The organism is Sphingomonas sp. 3P27F8 (assembly GCF_005502745.1).
Lineage (GTDB): Bacteria > Pseudomonadota > Alphaproteobacteria > Sphingomonadales > Sphingomonadaceae > Sphingomonas.
The window spans coordinates 277591-296306 of the sequence record NZ_SCNL01000003.1; the positions used below are offsets into that span (position 1 = coordinate 277591).

General features: G+C 64.9%; 13 protein-coding genes. 8 read left to right on the top strand and 5 right to left on the bottom strand.

Going from position 1 to position 18716, the window contains the following annotated elements; translation table 11 throughout:
* Positions 1-39 precede the first annotated feature (39 nt).
* Both dnaG and rpoD read left to right on the top strand, forming a co-directional pair.
* Positions 40-1926, top strand: coding sequence for a DNA primase (dnaG, locus tag FFS35_RS05990; RefSeq protein WP_137786208.1), 1887 nt, complete (start codon positions 40-42; stop codon positions 1924-1926).
* A complete protein-coding gene (rpoD, locus tag FFS35_RS05995; protein WP_137786209.1) occupies positions 1926-3950 on the top strand; it encodes an RNA polymerase sigma factor RpoD in 2025 nt (674 codons plus the stop codon). Before dnaG ends, rpoD begins: the two co-directional genes overlap by 1 nt.
* A 42-nt stretch (positions 3951-3992) precedes the next feature.
* Here rpoD and FFS35_RS06000 read toward each other — a convergent pair whose 3' ends face one another.
* Entirely contained in the window at positions 3993-5024 is a 1032-nt protein-coding gene (locus FFS35_RS06000; RefSeq protein ID WP_137786210.1) for a YadA-like family protein, read from the bottom strand.
* Between the two features lie 144 nt (positions 5025-5168).
* Between FFS35_RS06000 and FFS35_RS19915 the strand changes: the two genes are divergently transcribed.
* From FFS35_RS19915 to FFS35_RS06010, 3 genes are all read left to right on the top strand, one after another.
* Complete coding sequence (locus tag FFS35_RS19915) at positions 5169-5327, top strand: hypothetical protein (protein WP_171007527.1); 159 nt, start codon at positions 5169-5171, stop codon at positions 5325-5327.
* An 85-nt stretch (positions 5328-5412) separates the two neighbouring features.
* On the top strand, positions 5413-6303 hold the full coding sequence (locus FFS35_RS06005; protein ID WP_137786211.1) for a hypothetical protein: 891 nt from the start codon (positions 5413-5415) through the stop codon (positions 6301-6303).
* Positions 6304-6394: 91 nt separating this feature from the next.
* Positions 6395-7057, top strand: a complete 663-nt coding sequence (locus FFS35_RS06010) for a hypothetical protein (protein WP_137786212.1) — start codon at positions 6395-6397, stop codon at positions 7055-7057.
* An 18-nt stretch (positions 7058-7075) separates the two neighbouring features.
* On the opposite strand, the gene rmuC is transcribed toward FFS35_RS06010, so the two are convergent.
* Positions 7076-8452 carry a DNA recombination protein RmuC gene (rmuC, locus tag FFS35_RS06015; protein WP_137786213.1) on the bottom strand — a complete coding sequence of 459 codons (1377 nt, stop codon included), beginning with the start codon at positions 8450-8452 and terminating at the stop codon, positions 7076-7078.
* Between the two features lie 33 nt (positions 8453-8485).
* Complete coding sequence (locus FFS35_RS06020; protein ID WP_137786254.1) at positions 8486-9751, bottom strand: Xaa-Pro peptidase family protein; 1266 nt, start codon at positions 9749-9751, stop codon at positions 8486-8488.
* Between the two features lie 76 nt (positions 9752-9827).
* Here FFS35_RS06020 and FFS35_RS06025 point away from each other — a divergent pair, with 76 nt between their 5' ends.
* Positions 9828-11150, top strand: a complete 1323-nt coding sequence (locus tag FFS35_RS06025) for a dicarboxylate/amino acid:cation symporter (RefSeq protein WP_137786214.1) — start codon at positions 9828-9830, stop codon at positions 11148-11150.
* Positions 11151-11154: 4 nt separating this feature from the next.
* Here the strand turns inward: FFS35_RS06025 and recG are convergent, their stop codons facing one another.
* Positions 11155-13206 (bottom strand): ATP-dependent DNA helicase RecG, encoded by a 2052-nt coding sequence (gene recG, locus FFS35_RS06030; protein WP_137786215.1) that lies wholly within the window; start codon positions 13204-13206, stop codon positions 11155-11157.
* Between the two features lie 71 nt (positions 13207-13277).
* On the opposite strand from recG, the gene FFS35_RS06035 reads away from it, so the two are divergent.
* Both FFS35_RS06035 and mfd read left to right on the top strand, forming a co-directional pair.
* The gene (locus FFS35_RS06035; protein WP_137786216.1) at positions 13278-13544 is read left to right on the top strand and encodes a succinate dehydrogenase assembly factor 2; all 267 of its coding nucleotides are present in this window, start codon (positions 13278-13280) and stop codon (positions 13542-13544) included.
* An 82-nt stretch (positions 13545-13626) separates the two neighbouring features.
* Positions 13627-17082: a transcription-repair coupling factor gene (gene mfd, locus FFS35_RS06040; protein WP_137786255.1), complete on the top strand. Its 3456-nt coding sequence runs from the start codon at positions 13627-13629 to the stop codon at positions 17080-17082.
* On the opposite strand, the gene FFS35_RS06045 is transcribed toward mfd, so the two are convergent.
* Positions 17033-18598: an EAL domain-containing protein gene (locus FFS35_RS06045; RefSeq protein ID WP_171007528.1), complete on the bottom strand. Its 1566-nt coding sequence runs from the start codon at positions 18596-18598 to the stop codon at positions 17033-17035. The genes mfd and FFS35_RS06045 overlap by 50 nt on opposite strands.
* Positions 18599-18716 lie beyond the last annotated feature (118 nt).

Sequence of the window (18716 nt, forward strand, 5' to 3'; positions counted from 1 at the left end):
GGTGGGTGGGGCTTCCTGCGCATAGGTTATAATGCGCGTGTGAGTCTCTCCCCCGCCTTTCTTGACGAGCTACGCGCGCGAACATCGCTGTCCGCGTTAATCGGCAAGACGGTCAAGCTCACCAAGGCGGGCCGCGAGCACAAAGGCTGTTGCCCGTTCCACAACGAGAAGACACCCAGCTTCTACGTTAACGACGACAAAGGCTTCTATCACTGCTTCGGCTGCTCGGCGCACGGCGATGCTATTCGCTGGATGACCGACCAGCGCGGGCTGCCATTCATGGACGCGGTGAGGGAACTCGCCGCCAGCGCCGGGCTGGATCTTCCGGCCCCCGATTCCCGTGCCGCCAAGCAAGCCGAACGGCAGAACGGCCTGCATGACGCGATGGCCGAGGCTCAGACATGGTTCGTCAGCCAGTTCGCAGGCATCGGCGGCGGCGAGGCGCGCGCGCTGGCCGAGCGGCGCGGGCTTGCAGCGGAAACGTTGCGGGATTTCGGCATCGGTTTCGCGCCGGACGCGCGCGGCAAGCTGCGCACGGCGCTCAAGGAATATGGCGATACCGCGCTGATCGATGCGGGGCTGCTCATCAGCGTCGAGGGCAAAGAGCCGTATGATCGCTTTCGCGGCCGGCTGATGATCCCGATCCGCGATCAGCGCAGCCGGGTCATTGCGTTCGGCGGCCGTGTGATCGGCGATGGCGAGCCGAAATATCTGAATTCCCCCGATACGCCGCTCTTCGACAAGGGGCGCACGCTCTATAATCTCGATCGCGCCGCGCCCGCGGCGCGCAAAGCCGGCCGAGTGTTCGTGGTCGAGGGGTATATGGACGTGATCGCGCTGGCGCAGGCGGGTATCGCGGAAGTCGTTGCTCCCCTCGGCACCGCGTTGACCGAGCATCAGCTTGATCGACTGTGGCGGATGGTCGATGTGCCGGTCCTGTGCTTCGATGGCGACAACGCCGGGCAGAAGGCGGCGATCCGCGCCGCGCATCGCGCGCTTCCAATGCTGGCGCCGGGTCGCAGCCTCGCCTTCCTCAACCTGCCGGATGGTCAGGACCCGGACGATCTCGTCAAGGCGAAGGGGCCTGCGGCGTTCGAGACTCTCGTGCGTGAGGCTGAGCCGTTGGCCGATCGCCTGTGGAAGCACGAATTCGCCGCCGAGCCGCTCGCCACTCCGGAACAGCGCGCCGGCCTGCGCCGCCGCCTCAACGAGCTCGCGCAATCGATCGCCGATCCATCGGTGCGCAGCGAATATCAAAGCGAATTCCGCAATCGCTTCGACGATGCCTTCTCGCGCGCGCGGCCAAATTTCACATCGCGTAGCGGCTTCATGCAACGCGCGGATCGTCGGCCCGGACAGCGCTGGACCCCACCGTCGCCGCCGATCACCGAGGATGCGAAGGCGGTGCGCGCCGCTGGCGGTATCGACCGGTTGCTCGCCAAGGCAGTTCTCGCGGGGCTGATCCGCCATCCCGCCGAGATCGCGCGCCATATGGAAGTGCTTGGCGGCATGCGCATGGTCGATGGCGCACTCGGCCGGCTGTTCGAGGCGGTTGTCGATCTCGCTCTTGAGGATCGCGCGCTTGATACCCGGCGCCTTGTGACCATATTAGCAAAGTCCGGTTTCGATACGGTCGCTTCTGACCTGCTTCGGGCCGATACGATGCCATACAGCTTTACGCAGCGAACAGGGGATGAAAGCCAGGCGCGCGCCGACCTCGACGAGGCAATCGCGATTCTGGTTGCCGGTCCCGAGGTGAATGCGGCGCTTGCGGATGCAACTTCCGCGATGCAGGCGCGCTTTACCGACGATGCGTTTCAGCGGCAGGTGGCGTTAGTGAAGGAAAAGCAGGCGTTGGAGCTTCGGCTTGCAAATCTCGTTCAGTCGAACGAAGACGCCCGCGCTCTTGGTGCCGAGGATAATTGATGGCGAAGGTGAACGGTAGCGGTGGTGACGACACGACGGACGTGGCCGATGCCCCGCTGATCGATTTGAACGATGCGAACGTCAAGAAGCTGATCGCCCGCGCAAAAAAGCGCGGATACATCACCTATGACCAGCTCAATGAGGCGCTGCCGCAGGACCAGATGTCCTCGGATCAGCTTGAGGACATCATGTCCGCGCTCAACGAAATGGGCGTGAACATCGTCGAGAATGAAGAGCAGGGCGAGGACGGCGAGGAGCAGGAAGCCGAGGAGGAGGTCGATGCCGTCGACTCCGACCAGGAAAATGCGCCGGTCATCGAAAAGAAGAAGGAGACGGTCGATCGCACCGACGATCCCGTCCGCATGTACCTGCGCGAGATGGGCGCGGTCGAGCTTCTCAGCCGCGAGGGCGAAATCGCGATCGCCAAGCGGATCGAGGCCGGCCGCGACACCATGATCCTCGGTCTGTGCGAATCGCCGATCACGTTTAACGCGATCATCGACTGGTCCACCGCGCTCAACGAAGGCACGATGCAGCTACGCGAGATCCTCGATCTCGATGCGATGCTATCGAAGGGGCCTTCGGCGGAACAGGTCGAGGGCGCCGAGGAGGACGACAGCGGGGAGATCAGTGAGAAGACCGCGGGCGCCAGCTTCAAGGAAGAAGAAGAGCCCGAGGAAGAAGTCGCCGCTGACGATGACGATGACATGACCGAGCGCCGCGCGCGTCGCCCGGCCGATGACGAGGACGAGGACAACACCCTGTCGCTCGCGCAGATGGAGGAAACGCTTAAGCCGCAGGCGCTTGAGAAATTTGCCAATATCACCGCGATCTACAAGAAATTTTCGCGCATGCAGGAGCAGCGGCTGGACGCGATGGGCGCCGGCGGCGAACTTTCGGCCGCTGAGGAGCGGAAATACCAGAAGCTGCGCGAGGATCTGACCGCCGAGGTGGAGAGCGTTCAGTTTCACAATGCGAAGATCGAATATCTTGTCGATCAGCTCTACAGCTTCAACCGGCGCCTGACGGCGCTGGGCGGGCAGATGCTGCGCCTTGCCGAGCGCCACAAGGTCAACCGCAAGGATTTCCTTGATCGCTACATGGGCCATGAACTCGACGACACGTTTCTCCAGACGGTGAACGGTCTCGATAAGAAATGGACCGCCTTCGCCACCAACGAGGCGGGAACGGTCGAGCGCATCCGGGCCGAGATCGCGGAAATCTCGCAGCAGACCGGCATGGCGCTCGGCGAGTTTCGCCGCATCGTCAATATGGTGCAGAAGGGCGAGCGCGAGGCGCGGATCGCCAAGAAGGAGATGGTCGAGGCCAACCTGCGCCTGGTCATCTCGATCGCGAAGAAATACACCAATCGCGGGCTGCAATTCCTTGATCTTATTCAGGAGGGCAACATCGGCCTGATGAAGGCCGTGGACAAGTTCGAGTATCGTCGCGGCTACAAGTTCAGCACCTATGCCACCTGGTGGATCAGGCAGGCGATCACCCGATCGATCGCCGATCAGGCGCGCACGATCCGCATCCCGGTTCACATGATCGAGACGATCAACAAGCTGGTGCGCACCAGCCGCCAGTTCCTCCATGAGCAGGGCCGCGAGCCGACGCCGGAGGAAATGGCGGAGCGCCTTTCCATGCCGCTGGAAAAAGTGCGCAAGGTGATGAAGATCGCCAAGGAGCCGATCTCCCTTGAAACGCCGATCGGTGACGAGGAGGATTCGCATCTCGGAGATTTCATCGAGGACAAGAACGCCGTCATCCCGGTAGATGCCGCTATCCAGGCGAACCTGAAGGAAACCGTCACCCGGGTGCTTGCCAGCCTGACCCCGCGTGAGGAGCGTGTGTTGCGCATGCGTTTCGGCATCGGGATGAACACGGATCACACGCTGGAAGAGGTCGGCCAGCAGTTTAGCGTGACGCGCGAACGCATCCGGCAGATCGAGGCGAAGGCGCTGCGCAAGCTCAAGCACCCCAGCCGCAGCCGCAAGATGCGCTCGTTCCTGGATCAGTAATCGCGCGAGGGGCGGCCAGCGAGCCGCCCTTCCTTTTTCGGCTTAGAAGTGAATGCCGACCGAGGCGTTGTAACTGAGATCGCCGCGCCGTGTGTCAACGGCAGCGCCCGCGCGGATCACCGGCGCGTTTTCGCCGACGAAGGCTTTCGACAGGCCCATCGCGAATGCGGTTTGCCCGCGGCTGCCACCGATGGCTGCGCCGACCATCCCCCGTCCTGGAATGAACGCCTGCGGCAATGCCGACAAGGCATTCGAACCGGCAGCGAGCGCACTCATGTCCCGCCGCAACTCGGCATTGTTCGCCGCGATCATCTGACGGCTGGCCACGGTGGCGCGGTCAAGCGTCTCGGCTACCGCACGATCGGTATAATCGTTCGCTGTCGCCAGCGTCGTCGCGCTTGAAGCGTTGAGTTGCCCCACGGTTGCAGCATCGTTCGCAGCAACACCATCTGCGACGCCCGTCAGCCGGCGATCGCCCGACAAACCCGCGAAAGATACCGATGTACCGCCACTCTGCGAAGCGATCGTGACGGGTGCGTCGCGATCGGCCTGACGGACCAGTCCTGCCCGGCCCGCATCCACATCGCCGCGCAGCGTCACCACCGCGTCCTGCGCTGCCAGCGCGACCTGATTGACGATCTCGATCCGCGCGCCCTGCTGGGTCACGAGATCGACGGCAGCATTCAATCGCGTGTCGAGCGCGCCCACAGCAGATCCCTGGGCCTGGAGGTTCAGGCTGAGCGCGTCGGCGACACCGGCCGATGCCTGCAACTGACCGGTCAGGCCGGCCAATAGCTGTTGCTGCGCCTGCAAACTGCTCGCGACCGTGCCCGCCGCAGCATCGATTGCCGCGAGCCGATCGAGCAAATTCGCGCGATCCACCTCCAGTTGCGTGATCGCCTGCGTATTGGTCGTCACCCGGCCATCGATCACGGTGATCGATCCAGCCTGCAGGGTAACGCGAGTATCGAGCGACGCGAGCGAGCCGATCACGTCGAGCAGGGTCTGCGCGGTCGCCGGCACGGGCACCATGGCGGAAGAGAATCCCAGCAGCAGAATCAACGAACGAGGCATCTCAATCTCCCGGAAAAGCCCCGGCGGCGGTGGACGAAGCCGCCGCCGGGATGACACGCACGCCCCTGGACAGGGCGATGTGACGAAGTGGAAGGCGTCGGACGAGGGACCGTGCCCGGAAGCGCCTTCTTGCCGGAGATGAAGGTGGACATCTCGATCGCCGGCATCATTCTTCTAGGCGGCCGCGATTACATTACGGTCGATCGCGCCAACCGACGTTGCTGCGTGAAACACGAACAACGTTCGGCGTTGCGCGCACCACAGCACAGGAAGGTTTTCACCAATTGCCTCCGTTTCGGCTGAAAGCGACGCAATCTGCCGATCCCGACCAATCCGAAACGGAGATGCTCGCTTGCCGGCGGGTCGCATCGGCGATCAACTCGCCCCTATGAGCGATATCGAACCGATCCGCCGGGGTGAGCAGCAGTGCGTCACCGCATCGCAGCTTGTTCGCCACTTCGGCCTTTGGCAGGAGCGCGCGGCGCGCGAGCCCGTCTATGTCCTGCATCGCGGCCGCCCACGTTTTGTGCTAACCTCGATCGACGTGATCGAGGCGCTGTGCGCCCCGCTGGCAGCGACAACTTCCGACGACAACACTGCTCTGGCCGCGCTCCTCGACGGCGACGAAGCGATCAATATAATTTTTGATCGAAATGGGCGCGTTTCTATCGCCAGTCGTGCGGCAAGGGCGCGGTTCGGCGAGGCCACACGGCCCGGCACGCGCGCAACCGGGCTGGCGGTAGCCGCGGGTCAGATGATAGAGGATGCGATATTGCGTGTCGCTCACGGCGGTATCGCCGAGACGATCGAGATCATCCCCGACGCCTTTCGCACGCGACGCTTCCGATGCGAGCTGTCTCCCTTCCCGAACGGTTGCCTTTTGCGCGCGATAGATCAGACGACCGAGCAGGAACTGCTGGTCGCACGCGCGATGCTGCTCGCGTCGACCCTGTCGAACGCAGCGGCGGGGGCTGTCTGCGTTCGCCTCAGCCCTCGCGGCTATATTGTCGCGCCCACGCCGGCGCTGTCGCAACTGACCGGCATTTCGCCCGAAGCGCTTGCAAACGCGCGTTTCGTATCGCTGCTCACGGTCGCCAGCCGCGTTGAGGCCGGTGAGGCAATCGAGGCTGTGGCCAGCGGCGAGGGTCCAAGAAGGGTGGATGCGGAATTGCTGGTCCACGGTGCCTCGCCCCTCCCCGTCACGATCGGTCTCGCTGGAACAGCGATCTCTGCCCGTATCGAGGAGCTGGCCGTGACGATCGTGCGCACCTGCGCATAAACCCCGTCTTTACATCGTTCCGCTAAGAACGGCCGCTGATGATCGTTGATCGCTTTACCCAGCGATGAGACGTGCCGTGTAAGGGACGACCGTGCAAACAGTGTTGATTTCCGCAGCCCCCCGGTTGGGCGATGCCGTCACCGCATTGATCGATGCGGACGGGACAGCCAGCGCGAGCTGGCCGATCGCGCTCGCGCATCCGGCAACGCCGCTGCGTGATCTTGCGGATGCCGTGCATGCGGTTTGCGCGCTGCACGGGATGGCTCCCAGCATTATCGAGCAAGCGAGCGTCGCACCTGGCTCTTCGGGCCAGATGCGTGAATGGCTGATGTCCAGCGCGTCCATGTTCGATGCGGAACGCGCTATGCTGGCGGCGTTGACCGCGGCGGTCGGGCCGCAGCCCTCCACGCCAGGTCAGGCACAAACCGAAGCGGCGATCGTCGCGCAGCGCCATGCGCTGACGATGCTCGCCGAATCGAATCGCGTCGGTTGCGCGATCGGCGCCGCGACGGCCTTCCTGCTCGACTGGATCTCGATACGCAGTATTCTCGTCATTGCGGGCGAGCGCGTCGGCATCTTGCCCGAGCGCAGTCCGTTGCCCACCGACCGCGAAACACGGGCGTTGCTCGACGATCTGGGCGGCGGCATGGCGATGCGACGCGCGGTTACGTTCGGCGCGCAGCAATTACTCGCTCAGCACCGCGGGCTGTGGCAGCTGCTGGATGCTCGCGCCTCGGCACGTCGCGCGCACTAAGGCAAACGCCACCCGCGCTTATTCAACCGCGAGTCGATCCGCGTCTTCCTCGACATGGCCGGCAAGCAGTTCGACCGGAACGATCGCCTCGATCTCGCGCGCACCCGGTTCGATATTGAGATCGCGCAACTTACGCGCGCTAACCAGCGCGCGGGATTCAAAGCTGTTGACGAACGTGTTGTAGTTCTTGACCGCAGTGTTGAGCCCACTACCCACCACCCGAAGATCGCCAACTGCCTTGGCCAGCCGGTCGTACAATTCCTTGCCGAGTGCTCCGATCTGCCGCGCCTCGCCCGCCAGCTTTTCCTGCCGCCACACGGCGGATACCGTGCGCGCGATCGCGATCAGATTGGTTGGCGTCGCCAGCAACACGCGCTTCTCGAACGCCGCATCCCACAAGGTGGGGTCGTGTTCCAGAGCGGCGGAGAGGAAATGTTCGCCGGGGACGAACATGATGACGTAATCCGGCGCATCGGGAAACTGGTTCCAATAAGCCTTCGCACCCAGCGTATTGACGTGCGCTCGCATCGCATTGGCGTGCGCGGTGAGGCCAATCTGCCGGTCTTTCTCATCGACCGCCGCGAAGGCATCCTGATAGGCGTTGAGCGACACCTTGGCGTCGATCACGAGCGATTTGCCGCCGGGCACACGCACCACGGCATCGGGACGCAGTCGCTCGCCATCGTCGCCGGTGACGCTGACTTCCATGGCGAAATCGGCGTGTTCGGAAAGTCCGCACGTTTCCAGAACGTTACGCAACTGCTGCTCGCCCCAGCGCCCGCGCGCCTTGGGCGCGGCTCGTAGCGCATTGACCAGCTTCTGCGCCTCTGATCGTACCGATTCCTGACCGATACGCATCGCCTCGATCTGGCCATAAAGCGATCCGAACGCATCGCGCCGCTCCGCTTCGACTTTGGCGACGCCCTCCTCATAACGCTGGAGCCGCTCCGTGACGGGCTGAAGCAACGCCTTCAGCCCCTGCCCCGCCGTCTCCTCGGACTGACGGAAACGTTCGTCGGCGCGTTCGAGAAATGCCTTCTGCGCCTCGCCAAGCAGATTGCCCGCAACCTCGCGGAAGCGCCCCGCCATATCGTCCTTGGCCGCCTTGAATTCGGTGATCCGCGCCTCGAACGCCGCCGCCTCGGTTTCGCGGCGGGCCAGCTCGGTGCGGGCATGGTCGCGCTCGGTTCGGATCGCATCGAGTTCGGTGCGCAGTGCATCCGCCGCCTTTGCGCGCTCGGACGCGCCCGCCAGATCGACGATCGCCTGCTTGAACTCCTCGGCGCGCTGATCCCGCTCGGCTCGAAGGCCCGCGACATCGCGCCGGCCGATCATCCAGCCCAGTGCGAGCCCTAAAACAATGCCCGCCAGAGCAACAGCAGCAGCTTCAACCATCACCGGAACATAATCGGAACGACAGTGCCGTGTCTATACCGGTGCGTCGATCGAGCGCGGCGGCGTGCTGAACCAGCGCGGGCCATCCGGTGTCATGTGGAAGCAATCCTCCAGCCGCACGCCATATTGCCCGGGAATGTATATGCCCGGCTCGTTCGAGAAACACATGCCGGCGGCGAGCGGCGTCATTTCGCCGTGGACCAGGTTCACCGGTTCGTGGCCATCCAGGCCGATGCCGTGGCCGGTTCGATGAGAGAGGCCGGGCAGCTTGTAGCCGGGCCCATATCCCCACTTCGTGTAGGCCGCGCGCACCGCGTCATCGACCGACCCCGCCGCCGCGCCGATCTTCGCCGCGGCGAGCGCGATGTGTTGCCCCTCGGCAACCTGCCCCCACAATCTGCGCTGCGCGGCACTCGCGCCGCCGTGAACCCAGGTACGCGACACGTCGGACTGATAGCCTTGCACCGTACACCCGCAATCCATCAGGATCATCTGCCCAGCGGAAACACGATGAACTTCGCGGCTGCCATGCGGATAGGCCGACGCCTCGCCGATCAGCGCCATCGAGAATTCCGTATTGCCGCCAAGGCGCCGTGTCGCCGCGGTCATCAGCGCGCCGACCTGCTCGCCCGTCATGCCGTTCTCGATGCGCGGATGAACCCAGCGATAGGCTGCAATGGTGACGTCGGTAGCGGCCTGCATCAAGGCCAGTTCCGCTGGTGTCTTTATCATGCGGCATCCGCGCACGATCGGATTTGCGGAAACCAGCTTTGCTTCGGGCAGCACTCTCGCCAACCCATCGGAGGCGAAGAAGCGCGTAGTCTCCTCGATGCCGATCGCTCGCCCGGCGAGCTTGCGATCGCGCAGGAAGCCGGCGGCCACCGCCAGCGGGTTCTGATCCTCCTGCCACACGCGCACCTCCGCCGGGACCGCGAGCGTTTCGCGTACGGAAGGCTCCTCGAAGAAGGGCGTCACGATGCACGGCTCGCCCTCAACCGGGATGATCGCGGCAGTCAGACGCTCGCTGCGCCACCAGACGACGCCGGTGAAGTATATCATGCTCGATCCCGGCTCGATCACGATCGCACCGATGCCATGCTCCCGCATCAGCGCCTGGGCGCGACGGAGCCGGGCGGCCCGCTCGGTGATGTCGATCGGCTTCAAAGCGAGGGTGATGTTCTTCAACTCTGCCAGATCCGGCTCCGCGGCGCGGACCACGCCGGCGAGATTAGCGAGCGGCAACAGCGCGGCGGCACCGAGCAGGTTCCGGCGCGTCGGCAGATAGCGATCGATCAGCATGGTGCGAACCGATACGGTGCTTGACCGCGCGACCGCAATCCCCTTTGCGTTCGCACCGGTTTCTCCGGGAGTTTTCATGAGCAAGCGGCTCACCACCTATATCATGATCGCGCTGGTCCTTGGACTCGTCTGCGGACTGGCGCTGAACATGTCGCTGGCGGACGGAAGCAGCGCATCGCAGGCGCGGCTGGAATCGCTGGCCGGTTATTTCTCGATCGTCACCACGGTGTTTCTGCGCCTGATCAAGATGATAATCGCGCCGCTCGTTTTTGCCACGCTTGTTTCCGGCATCGCGCAGATGGGGGACACCAAGGCACTCGGCCGGATCGGCGCGCGGAGCCTGGCCTGGTTCATATCGGCCAGCCTATTGTCGCTGGGGCTGGGGCTGGCGCTCGTCAACCTGTTCCAGCCCGGTGTTGGCGTTCATCTTGCGCTCCCCGCAGCGAGCGCCGCCAGCGGGGTGGAGACCGCCGCTTTCAACCTCAAGGACTTCATCGCCCACATCTTCCCCAGCTCGATGGTGGATGCGATGGCGAAGAACGAAATCCTGCAGATCGTGATCTTCTCCATCTTCGTCGGCGTGGCGATCACCGCCGTTGGAGAGAAAGCCGCTCCGCTGGTGCGAGCGATTGACGCGCTCGTCCATGTGATGTTGCAGATCACCGATTATGTGATGCGCTTCGCCCCGTTCGCGGTATTCGCGGCGGTCGCCGGCACGCTCACGGAGCGCGGGCCAAAGGTGATCGGCCAACTCGCCTATTTCATGGGCACCTTCTATCTGTCGATGTTCATCCTGTGGCTGGTGCTCCTGGCGATCGGCGCGCTGTTTATCGGGCGCCGCATTATCGAGCTGGTCCGCTATGTGCGCGAGCCTTTGCTGGTGGCCTTCTCCACCGCCTCGTCGGAAGCTGCTTATCCGCGCATGCTGGAGGCACTGGATCGCTTCGGCGTGCCGCCGCGCGTCGCCAGTTTCGTGCTCCCGCTGGGCTATTCGTTCAACCTCGACGGCTCGATGATCTACATGGGGTTCGCGACTTTGTTCGTGGCACAGGCCTATGGCATTCATCTGCCACTGGCGACCCAGATCACGATGCTGCTGGTGCTGATGGTGACATCGAAGGGCATCGCCGGTGTCCCGCGCGCCAGCCTCGTGGTGATCGCGGCGACGATGCCGATGTTCAATATCCCCGAGGCGGGCCTGCTGTTGATCCTTGCGGTGGATCACTTTCTGGACATGGGTCGCAGCGCCACGAACGTGGTGGGCAACGCCGTCGCCAGCGCGGTAATCGCGAAATGGGAGGGTGGATTCGACCGCGCCGAGCCTGTCTCGATCGAACCGCCCCACGCGCCCAGCGGGCATGGCCCGGCGCGCGAGGTGGAAAGCTTCCGCGAGATCTGATCGGTCAGCCGGACCGTAACAGTGCCACGCCTGCCTCCCGCTCAAACAGATAGAGCGCGGTTCGGGCCGCCTGCCCGCGCTCACCCGAAAGGCCACCGTCGCGATCGATCAGCAGCCTGGCATCGTCGGTCGCGGGCGGCAGCAACTCACCGAGCTGCTCGGCGGTCGCGATGCGGAACACGGCCTCGCCGGATTGGCGTGTGCCGAGCAGTTCGCCCCCCCCGCGCAGCCGCAGATCCTCCTCCGCGATACGGAAGCCGTCATTGGTGTCGCGCATAAGCGCCAGCCGTGCACGCGAGGTTTCGGACAGTGCACGACCTCGCAGCAGCAGGCATACCGAATGCCCCCCACCACGCCCGACACGTCCGCGAAGCTGGTGAAGCTGCGCCAGCCCGAAGCGGTCGGCATGCTCGATCACGATCAGCGTGGCGTTGGGCACGTCCACGCCCACCTCGATCACCGTCGTCGCCACCAGTACGCCGTGCCGACCGGCGGCGAAGGCTGCCATTACCGCGTCTTTCTCCGGCCCCTTCATCCGTCCGTGGATCAATCCCACGCGGTCGCCGAAGCGCCCCGCCAGTGCAGCCGCGCGAGCTTCTGCCGCAGCAAGATCGCTCTTCTCGCTTTCCTCTACCAGCGGGCAGACCCAATAAGCCTGCTTACCCTCAGCGAGATGCCGGCCGAGCGCCTCGACCACCTCGCCGAGCCGCTCCTCGCTGATGACGCGCGTCTCGATCGGCTCGCGGCCGGGCGGCATTTCGTCGAGATGACTCTGATCCATCTCGCCATATTGCGCGAGCGTCAGCGTGCGCGGGATCGGGGTAGCGGTCATCGCCAGCACGTGCGGCGTCGTCCGCCCCTTCGCCGTTAGCGCCATCCGTTCCGCCACGCCGAAGCGATGCTGCTCGTCCACAACCACCAGACCGAGATCGCGATAACCGACCGCCTCCTGAAAGATCGCATGGGTGCCGACGAGAATATCGATCGAGCCGTCCGCCAGCCCCATCAGCGTTGCTTCCCGCACACGGCCTTTGTCACGGCCGGTGAGCACCGCCACCTCCACCGGCATACCATAAAGCGTGCGCCGCAGCGTTTCGTAATGCTGGCGCGCCAGTATCTCCGTCGGCGCGAGCATCGCTCCCTGCGCGCCTGCCTCAACCGCGATCAGCAGCGCCATCGTCGCCACCAGCGTTTTACCAGAGCCGACGTCGCCTTGCAGCAGCCGCAACATCGGCGCCTCCTGCGCCAGATCGCCCTCAATCTCCCGCCCGGTCCTGGATTGTGCGCCGGTCAACGCATAGGGCAGCTTCAGCATGTCGCGCAGCCGCCCGTCGCCACGCAGCGCCCGTCCGCGCCGCCGTCGCGTGTCCGCACGCACCAACGTGAGCGCGAGCTGATTGGCGAACACCTCGTCATAGGCCAGTCGCGCGCGGGCCACCGCATCCGAGGGATCGGCATGAATTCGTGTTATCGCCTCGCGCCAGCCCACCCAGTTGCGCTTTGCCTTGAGGCTCGGCTCGATCCATTCCGGGAGATCGGGCGCGCGCTCGAGCGCCTGCTGGATCAGCCCGCCGAGCCGGCGCGAGGTTATCCCCTCGGACAGCGGATAGATCGGTTCACGCTCGCGAAACCCGTCGTCCCCCTCGATGTCAGGATGAACGATCTGTAGTTCCTGACCATAGCTTTCGAGCTTACCAGAGATGCGCACCGCGTCGCCAATCGGATAGAGCTTGCGCACCCAACCCGACGATCCGCCGAAATAGACGAGGCTGACGTGGTTCCCCGCAACATCCACCGCACTCACCCGCGTCGGCGCACGCGCCCCGCCACTGCTTCGTATATCCTTCGGGGTAAGCGTGATCGCGATTATCCGCCCCGCATCGCTCGCCGCCAGCGTCTCGCGCGGCCAGCGATCGATCCAGCCGCTCGGCAGGTGGAACAGCAGATCGATCACGCGCGCGATTCCCAGCCGGTCGAGCGGTTTCGCCAGCGCCGGCCCGACGCCCTTCAGCGCGGTGATCTCGGCGAACAGCGGATTGAGGATATCGGGTCTCATGACTACATGGCGCATTACCCGCACCCGACGCGCGCCGCCAGCGCCCGCCGGGCAATTGACGTTGAGGACCGATGGACCACGCAATACGCCTGAAACGCCTGAAGTTCCGCGCCTGGCATCGCGGCGTGCGCGAGGCCGACCTGATGATCGGCGGCTTCTTCGACGCGCACCACCTCGATTGGAGCGCTGAGGAGCTTGACTGGTTCGAGGCGCTGCTCGAGGAGCAGGACGTCGATATAATGGGTTGGGCGATCGGCTCCATCCCATGCCCGCCCGAATGGGACGGCGCGATGATGCAGGCGATGCGCGGCCTGAATTATGTGCAGGTGCCGAAATAGGCAGGCGACATGCCAGCACGCTCGCATGTCATACGCGCAAGGCCCCGGTTTCCGCCGTGGTGACGACCTGAAAAAGAAGAACATGCCCGAACTCAACCAGATACTTGCCGCCACAAAGCCAATCACCCTGGCGGGCGTGCCGGCGGGCTTCCTGCCCTCGTTGCTGGCGGACCTGGCGCGCGCGGCCACCCGGCGCGCGGTGTTCATCGCGCCTGACGAGGCGGCGATGCGGGCGATCGCGGCGACCGCCCATTTCTTCGCGCCGGAACTGGAGATCATCGACTTTCCGGCGTGGGACTGCCTGCCTTATGATCGCGCCTCCCCCACGCTGCGCGTGATGGCGGAACGGATCGGGGCGGTGCATCGCCTGCAGCAGAAGCGACGCGGCCCGCAGCTCGTGCTTACTACGGCGAACGCCGCCACGCAGCGCACGCTTACCCCGTTCCGCATCCGCCAGCTTGTCGCAAACCTGAAGCCGGGCGAGCGGATCGGCCTGGATCGGCTCGCCGCACTGCTTCAAGCCAATGGATATGTCCGCACCGACACGGTGCATGACGCCGGCGAATATGCGATTCGCGGCGGCATCGTCGATCTCTTCCCAAGCGGCGAATCGCAGGCGCTGCGGCTCGATTTTTTCGGGGACGAGATCGAGAGCGTCCGCACCTTCGATCCCGACGACCAGCGCACCACCGGGCGGGTCGACGGCTTCACGCTGCTTCCAGCCTCGGAGGCGCTGCTCGACGAGGATAGCGTAAGGCGCTTCCGCAGCCGCTATCGCGAAACCTTCGGCGCCACCGCCACCGGTGATCCGCTGTACCAGGCCGTGAGCGAGGGACGGCGGCTGGCAGGGATGGAACATTGGCTGCCGCTGTTCGAGGAAAAGCTCGCAACTTTCTTCGATCACATCGGCGACGATGCGCTCGTGGTGCGCGACAACGGCGTAATCGCCGCCGCCGAGGGACGGCTGGAGGCGATCGCCGACTATTACGAGAATCGCAAGCGCGCCGAGGCGGCCCAGCCCGGCAGCTATCGCGCGCTGCCAGCTCGGACGCTGTACCTGGACGACGCCGAATGGCGCGCGGCGCTCCAGGCTGCCACCGTCCATACCGCCACCCCTTTCCACGAGCCAGAATCAGCTGGGGTGGTCGACTTCGGCGTCGATGGTGCGCGCGATTTCGGTGCGGAGCGCGCGTCCGGCGTCAACGTCTATGAGGCGGTAGTCGCGCACCTCGCCAAGTTGCGCAGGGAAGGCCGCACGCCGGTGCTGGCAAGCTACTCCGGTGGCGCACGCGAGCGGCTGGCCAGCCTGCTGAAGGATCACGGCCTGAGCGGCGCAAAGCCGGTCGATACATGGCAGCAGGCGCTGGGCATCGGCGAGACGCAGGTCGCGCTGATCGTCCTGCCGCTCGATCACGGCTTCACCGCGCCGGGCGTCGCGGTACTGACCGAGCAGGACATGCTGGGAGACCGGCTGATCCGACGGCACAGGCGCCGCAAGTCCGCCGATGCATTTCTTGCCGAACTGGCGACGCTCACGCCCGGCGATCTGGTGGTGCACGTCGATCACGGCATCGGGCGGTATGAGGGGCTGACATCGATCCCGGTCGGCAAGGCCCCGCATGATTGCGTCGCGCTCACTTACGCGGGCGGCGACAAGCTCTACGTGCCGGTCGAGAATCTAGAGGTGCTATCGCGCTATGGCTCCAGTGAAGAGGGCGCGGCGCTCGACAGGCTAGGCGGCGAAGCGTGGCAGCGCCGCAAATCCAAGATGAAGGAGCGCATCCGCGAGATCGCGGGAGAGCTGATCGCGGTTGCCGCCGAGCGTGCGTTGCGCTCGGGCGAGGTCGCTGAGCCGGACTCCAATGGCTATCCCACCTTCGTCGATCGCTTCCCGTATGAGGAAACCGACGATCAGGATCGCGCGATCGAGGATGTGCTCGGCGATCTTTCCGCCGGCAAGCCGATGGACCGGCTGGTCGTCGGCGATGTCGGCTTCGGCAAGACGGAGGTGGCGTTGCGCGCTGCGTTCGTCGCGGCGATGGCCGGGATGCAGGTGGCGGTGGTCTGCCCCACCACCCTGCTCGCGCGGCAGCATTTCCAGAATTTCGTCGCTCGCTTTGAAGGTTTTCCGCTGAACATCGGTCGCCTCTCCCGCCTCGTCACGGCCGGCGAGGCGAAGGCCACGCGCGAGCGCATCGCCTCGGGCGATATCGATATCGTGGTGGGCACACACGCAATCCTGGCGAAGAGCGTGGAATTCAAGCGGCTCGGCCTTGTCATCGTTGACGAAGAGCAGCGCTTCGGCGTCACCCACAAGGAACGGCTGAAGGCGCTGAAGGCGGACGTCCACGTCCTCACCCTCACCGCCACGCCGATCCCGCGCACCTTACAGATGGCAATGTCGGGCCTGCGCGAACTTTCGGTGATCCAGACCCCGCCCGTCGATCGGCTCGCGGTGCGCACCTATGTGATGCCATGGGATCCGGTTGTGCTGCGAGAGGCGCTCCTGCGCGAGCATTATCGCGGTGGGCAAAGCTTCCTTGTCACCCCGCGCATTGCCGATCTGCCGGATATCGAGGAATATCTGCGCAGCGAGGTGCCGGAAATCCGTTACGTCATCGCACACGGCCAGATGGCCCCCAGCGAGGTGGAAGAGCGGATGAGCGCCTTCTACGACAAGAAGTTCGAGGTGCTTGTCTCCACCTCGATCATCGAGAGCGGGATCGATATCCCGTCCGCCAACACGATGATCGTCAACCGCGCCGATCGGTTCGGCCTCGCGCAGCTATATCAGCTTCGCGGGCGTGTCGGCCGCTCGAAGACGCGTGCCTATGCCTATCTCGTCACGCCGCCGGAGCGGCAGATGACCGATACCGCCGAAAAGCGGCTGAAGGTGCTTTCCGATCTCGATTCCCTGGGGGCCGGCTTCCAGCTCGCCAGCCACGATCTCGACATCCGCGGCGCGGGCAACCTGCTTGGCGACGAACAGTCCGGCCACATCAGGGAAGTCGGCTACGAACTGTACCAGTCGATGCTGGAGGAGGCGATCCTGGAGGCCAAGGCGGGCGGCCTTGCCCAGCGGCGGCGCGATTTCTCTCCTCAGATCACAGTCGACGCGCCGATCCTTATCCCCGAGGAATATGTGCCGGACCTCGATCTGCGCATGGGGCTTTACCGTCGGCTCAACGAGCTGGATGACAAGCAGGCGCTGGAATCCTTCGCCGCTGAGATGATCGACCGGTTCGGCAAGCTTCCTGAAGCTACCGAGAACCTGATCCGCGTGATCGAGATCAAGATGAACGCCAAGAAGGCGTGCGTGGCGAAAATGGATATCGGGCCGAAGGGCGCGCTCGTGACTTTCCACGATGATCGGCCGCCGAACGTCGAAGGGTTGCTCGCCTATGTTCAGCGGCTCGGCGCCATCGCGAAGCTCAGGCCGGATTCGAAATTCGCACTTACACGGTCATGGCCGGATGCGGATGCGCGGCTTAACGGTGCGCTGCAATTGTCGAAGGGGTTGGCGAAGGCCGCGGGTTGAGCGACCAGCCTGCCACCAGCGCCGCCAGCCCGTCGGAATCGAGCGGCCCGGCGCACAGATAGCCCTGATAGAGATCACAGCCCTCGCCGGCGAGCATGTCGCGCTCGGTGGCCGTTTCCACGCCCTCGGCGATCGTTGCGAGCCCCAGCGCATGCGCCATCGCGATCACCCCGCGCACGATGATCCGGTCACGTGCCGATCCGGCGATATCGCGCGTGAGGCTGCGGTCGATCTTCAGGTAATCGAGCGGGAGCGCCTTGAGATAGGCGAGGCTCGAATAACCCGTGCCGAAATCGTCGATCGCGACGCGCAATCCCTGTTCGCGCAGCGCCCCGAGCGCCACGGCGGCCACCTCCAGATCGCCGATCAGGCCCGTTTCCGTGATCTCGGCGGTCATTCGCGCGCGCGCGATCCCGCTCTCCTCGACATGACCGATGAAGCGCTGAACGAAATCCGGCCGCGCCACGTCCGCCGCCGTCACGTTCACCGCGAGCCGCAACCGCTTGAGCACGTCCGGCCAGCGCGAGGCGGCATAAAGCGAGCGCACCAATATGTGTTCGGACAACGCTGCGCCCAGATCGGCGCGATCGGCGGCGGCGAACAGCGTTTCCGCGCCGAGGGTGCCAAGCGTGGGGTGATCCCACCGAGCCAGCGCCTCGACGCCGGTGATATCGCCGGACGCGAGCATCACCTGCGGCTGGAACAGGATCGCAATCTCGTCCCGGTCGATGGCGCGATGCAGATCGGCCGCCAGGCGCACGAGCGGCGCCGCATAACTTCGCGTCGATTGGTGCACGGTCGCACTGTCACTGGCGCGGGCGGCGTCCAGCGCATCACGCGCGCGCGCCTGCAACTCCGCCGCGGCAACACCGCGCGCCACGCCGATCCGGGCGCCCAGGTTGACCATCGCATCGCCCGTATCGAAAGGCCGCGCGAGCGACGTCTCGATCGCGCTGACCACCTTCGTGACGGTTTCCTCCTCGGTCGCAAGCGCTATCTCAAACGCGGCACCGTCGCCGCGCGCGATCTGGCGGTTGCCAGCCGCGACGAACTGCACGGCGTCCACGATCCGCGCAAATGCCGCCGCGAGTAATGAATCTCCGATGGAACGGCCGAACGCGGCATTGACGATGTCGAACCGCGTCAGGCTTATCGCCAGCATCGCGAGGGGGTCGCCACCTTCGCCATGCGTGGCAAGGAAGCGCGCGATTTCGCCTGGTGTGGTCTCACCGCCCCGACGCATGAAAGCCTGCCGACGTACCCGTCTCGCATGCCGTGCAGCAAAGCGCAGCATCGCGAGCAAGGCAGTTGGCTGATCACCGACGACGGCGTGGGTCGCTCCAGCATCATACGCCGCCGCGATCGATCGTTCGCTATCGACGATCGCGAGCAGCGCGGCCTGCTGCTCAAACGCCACAGGCGCCAGCGCCGCCAGCGCCGCCAGCCCGTTCCGCGCATCGACAAGCCGCACGAGCGGCGCCACGTCAGAGGTAATCCACCCGGCAGGCGCGATCATTGGCTCCAGTGCATCGCGGGCGGCATCGGGGGCGATGGCAACCGTGGTTGTCGGCTTCGAAAATGGTTGCGACCCGATCATTAAAGTTTTGTTAGCCGCCCGGGGCGTCCGCGCCAAT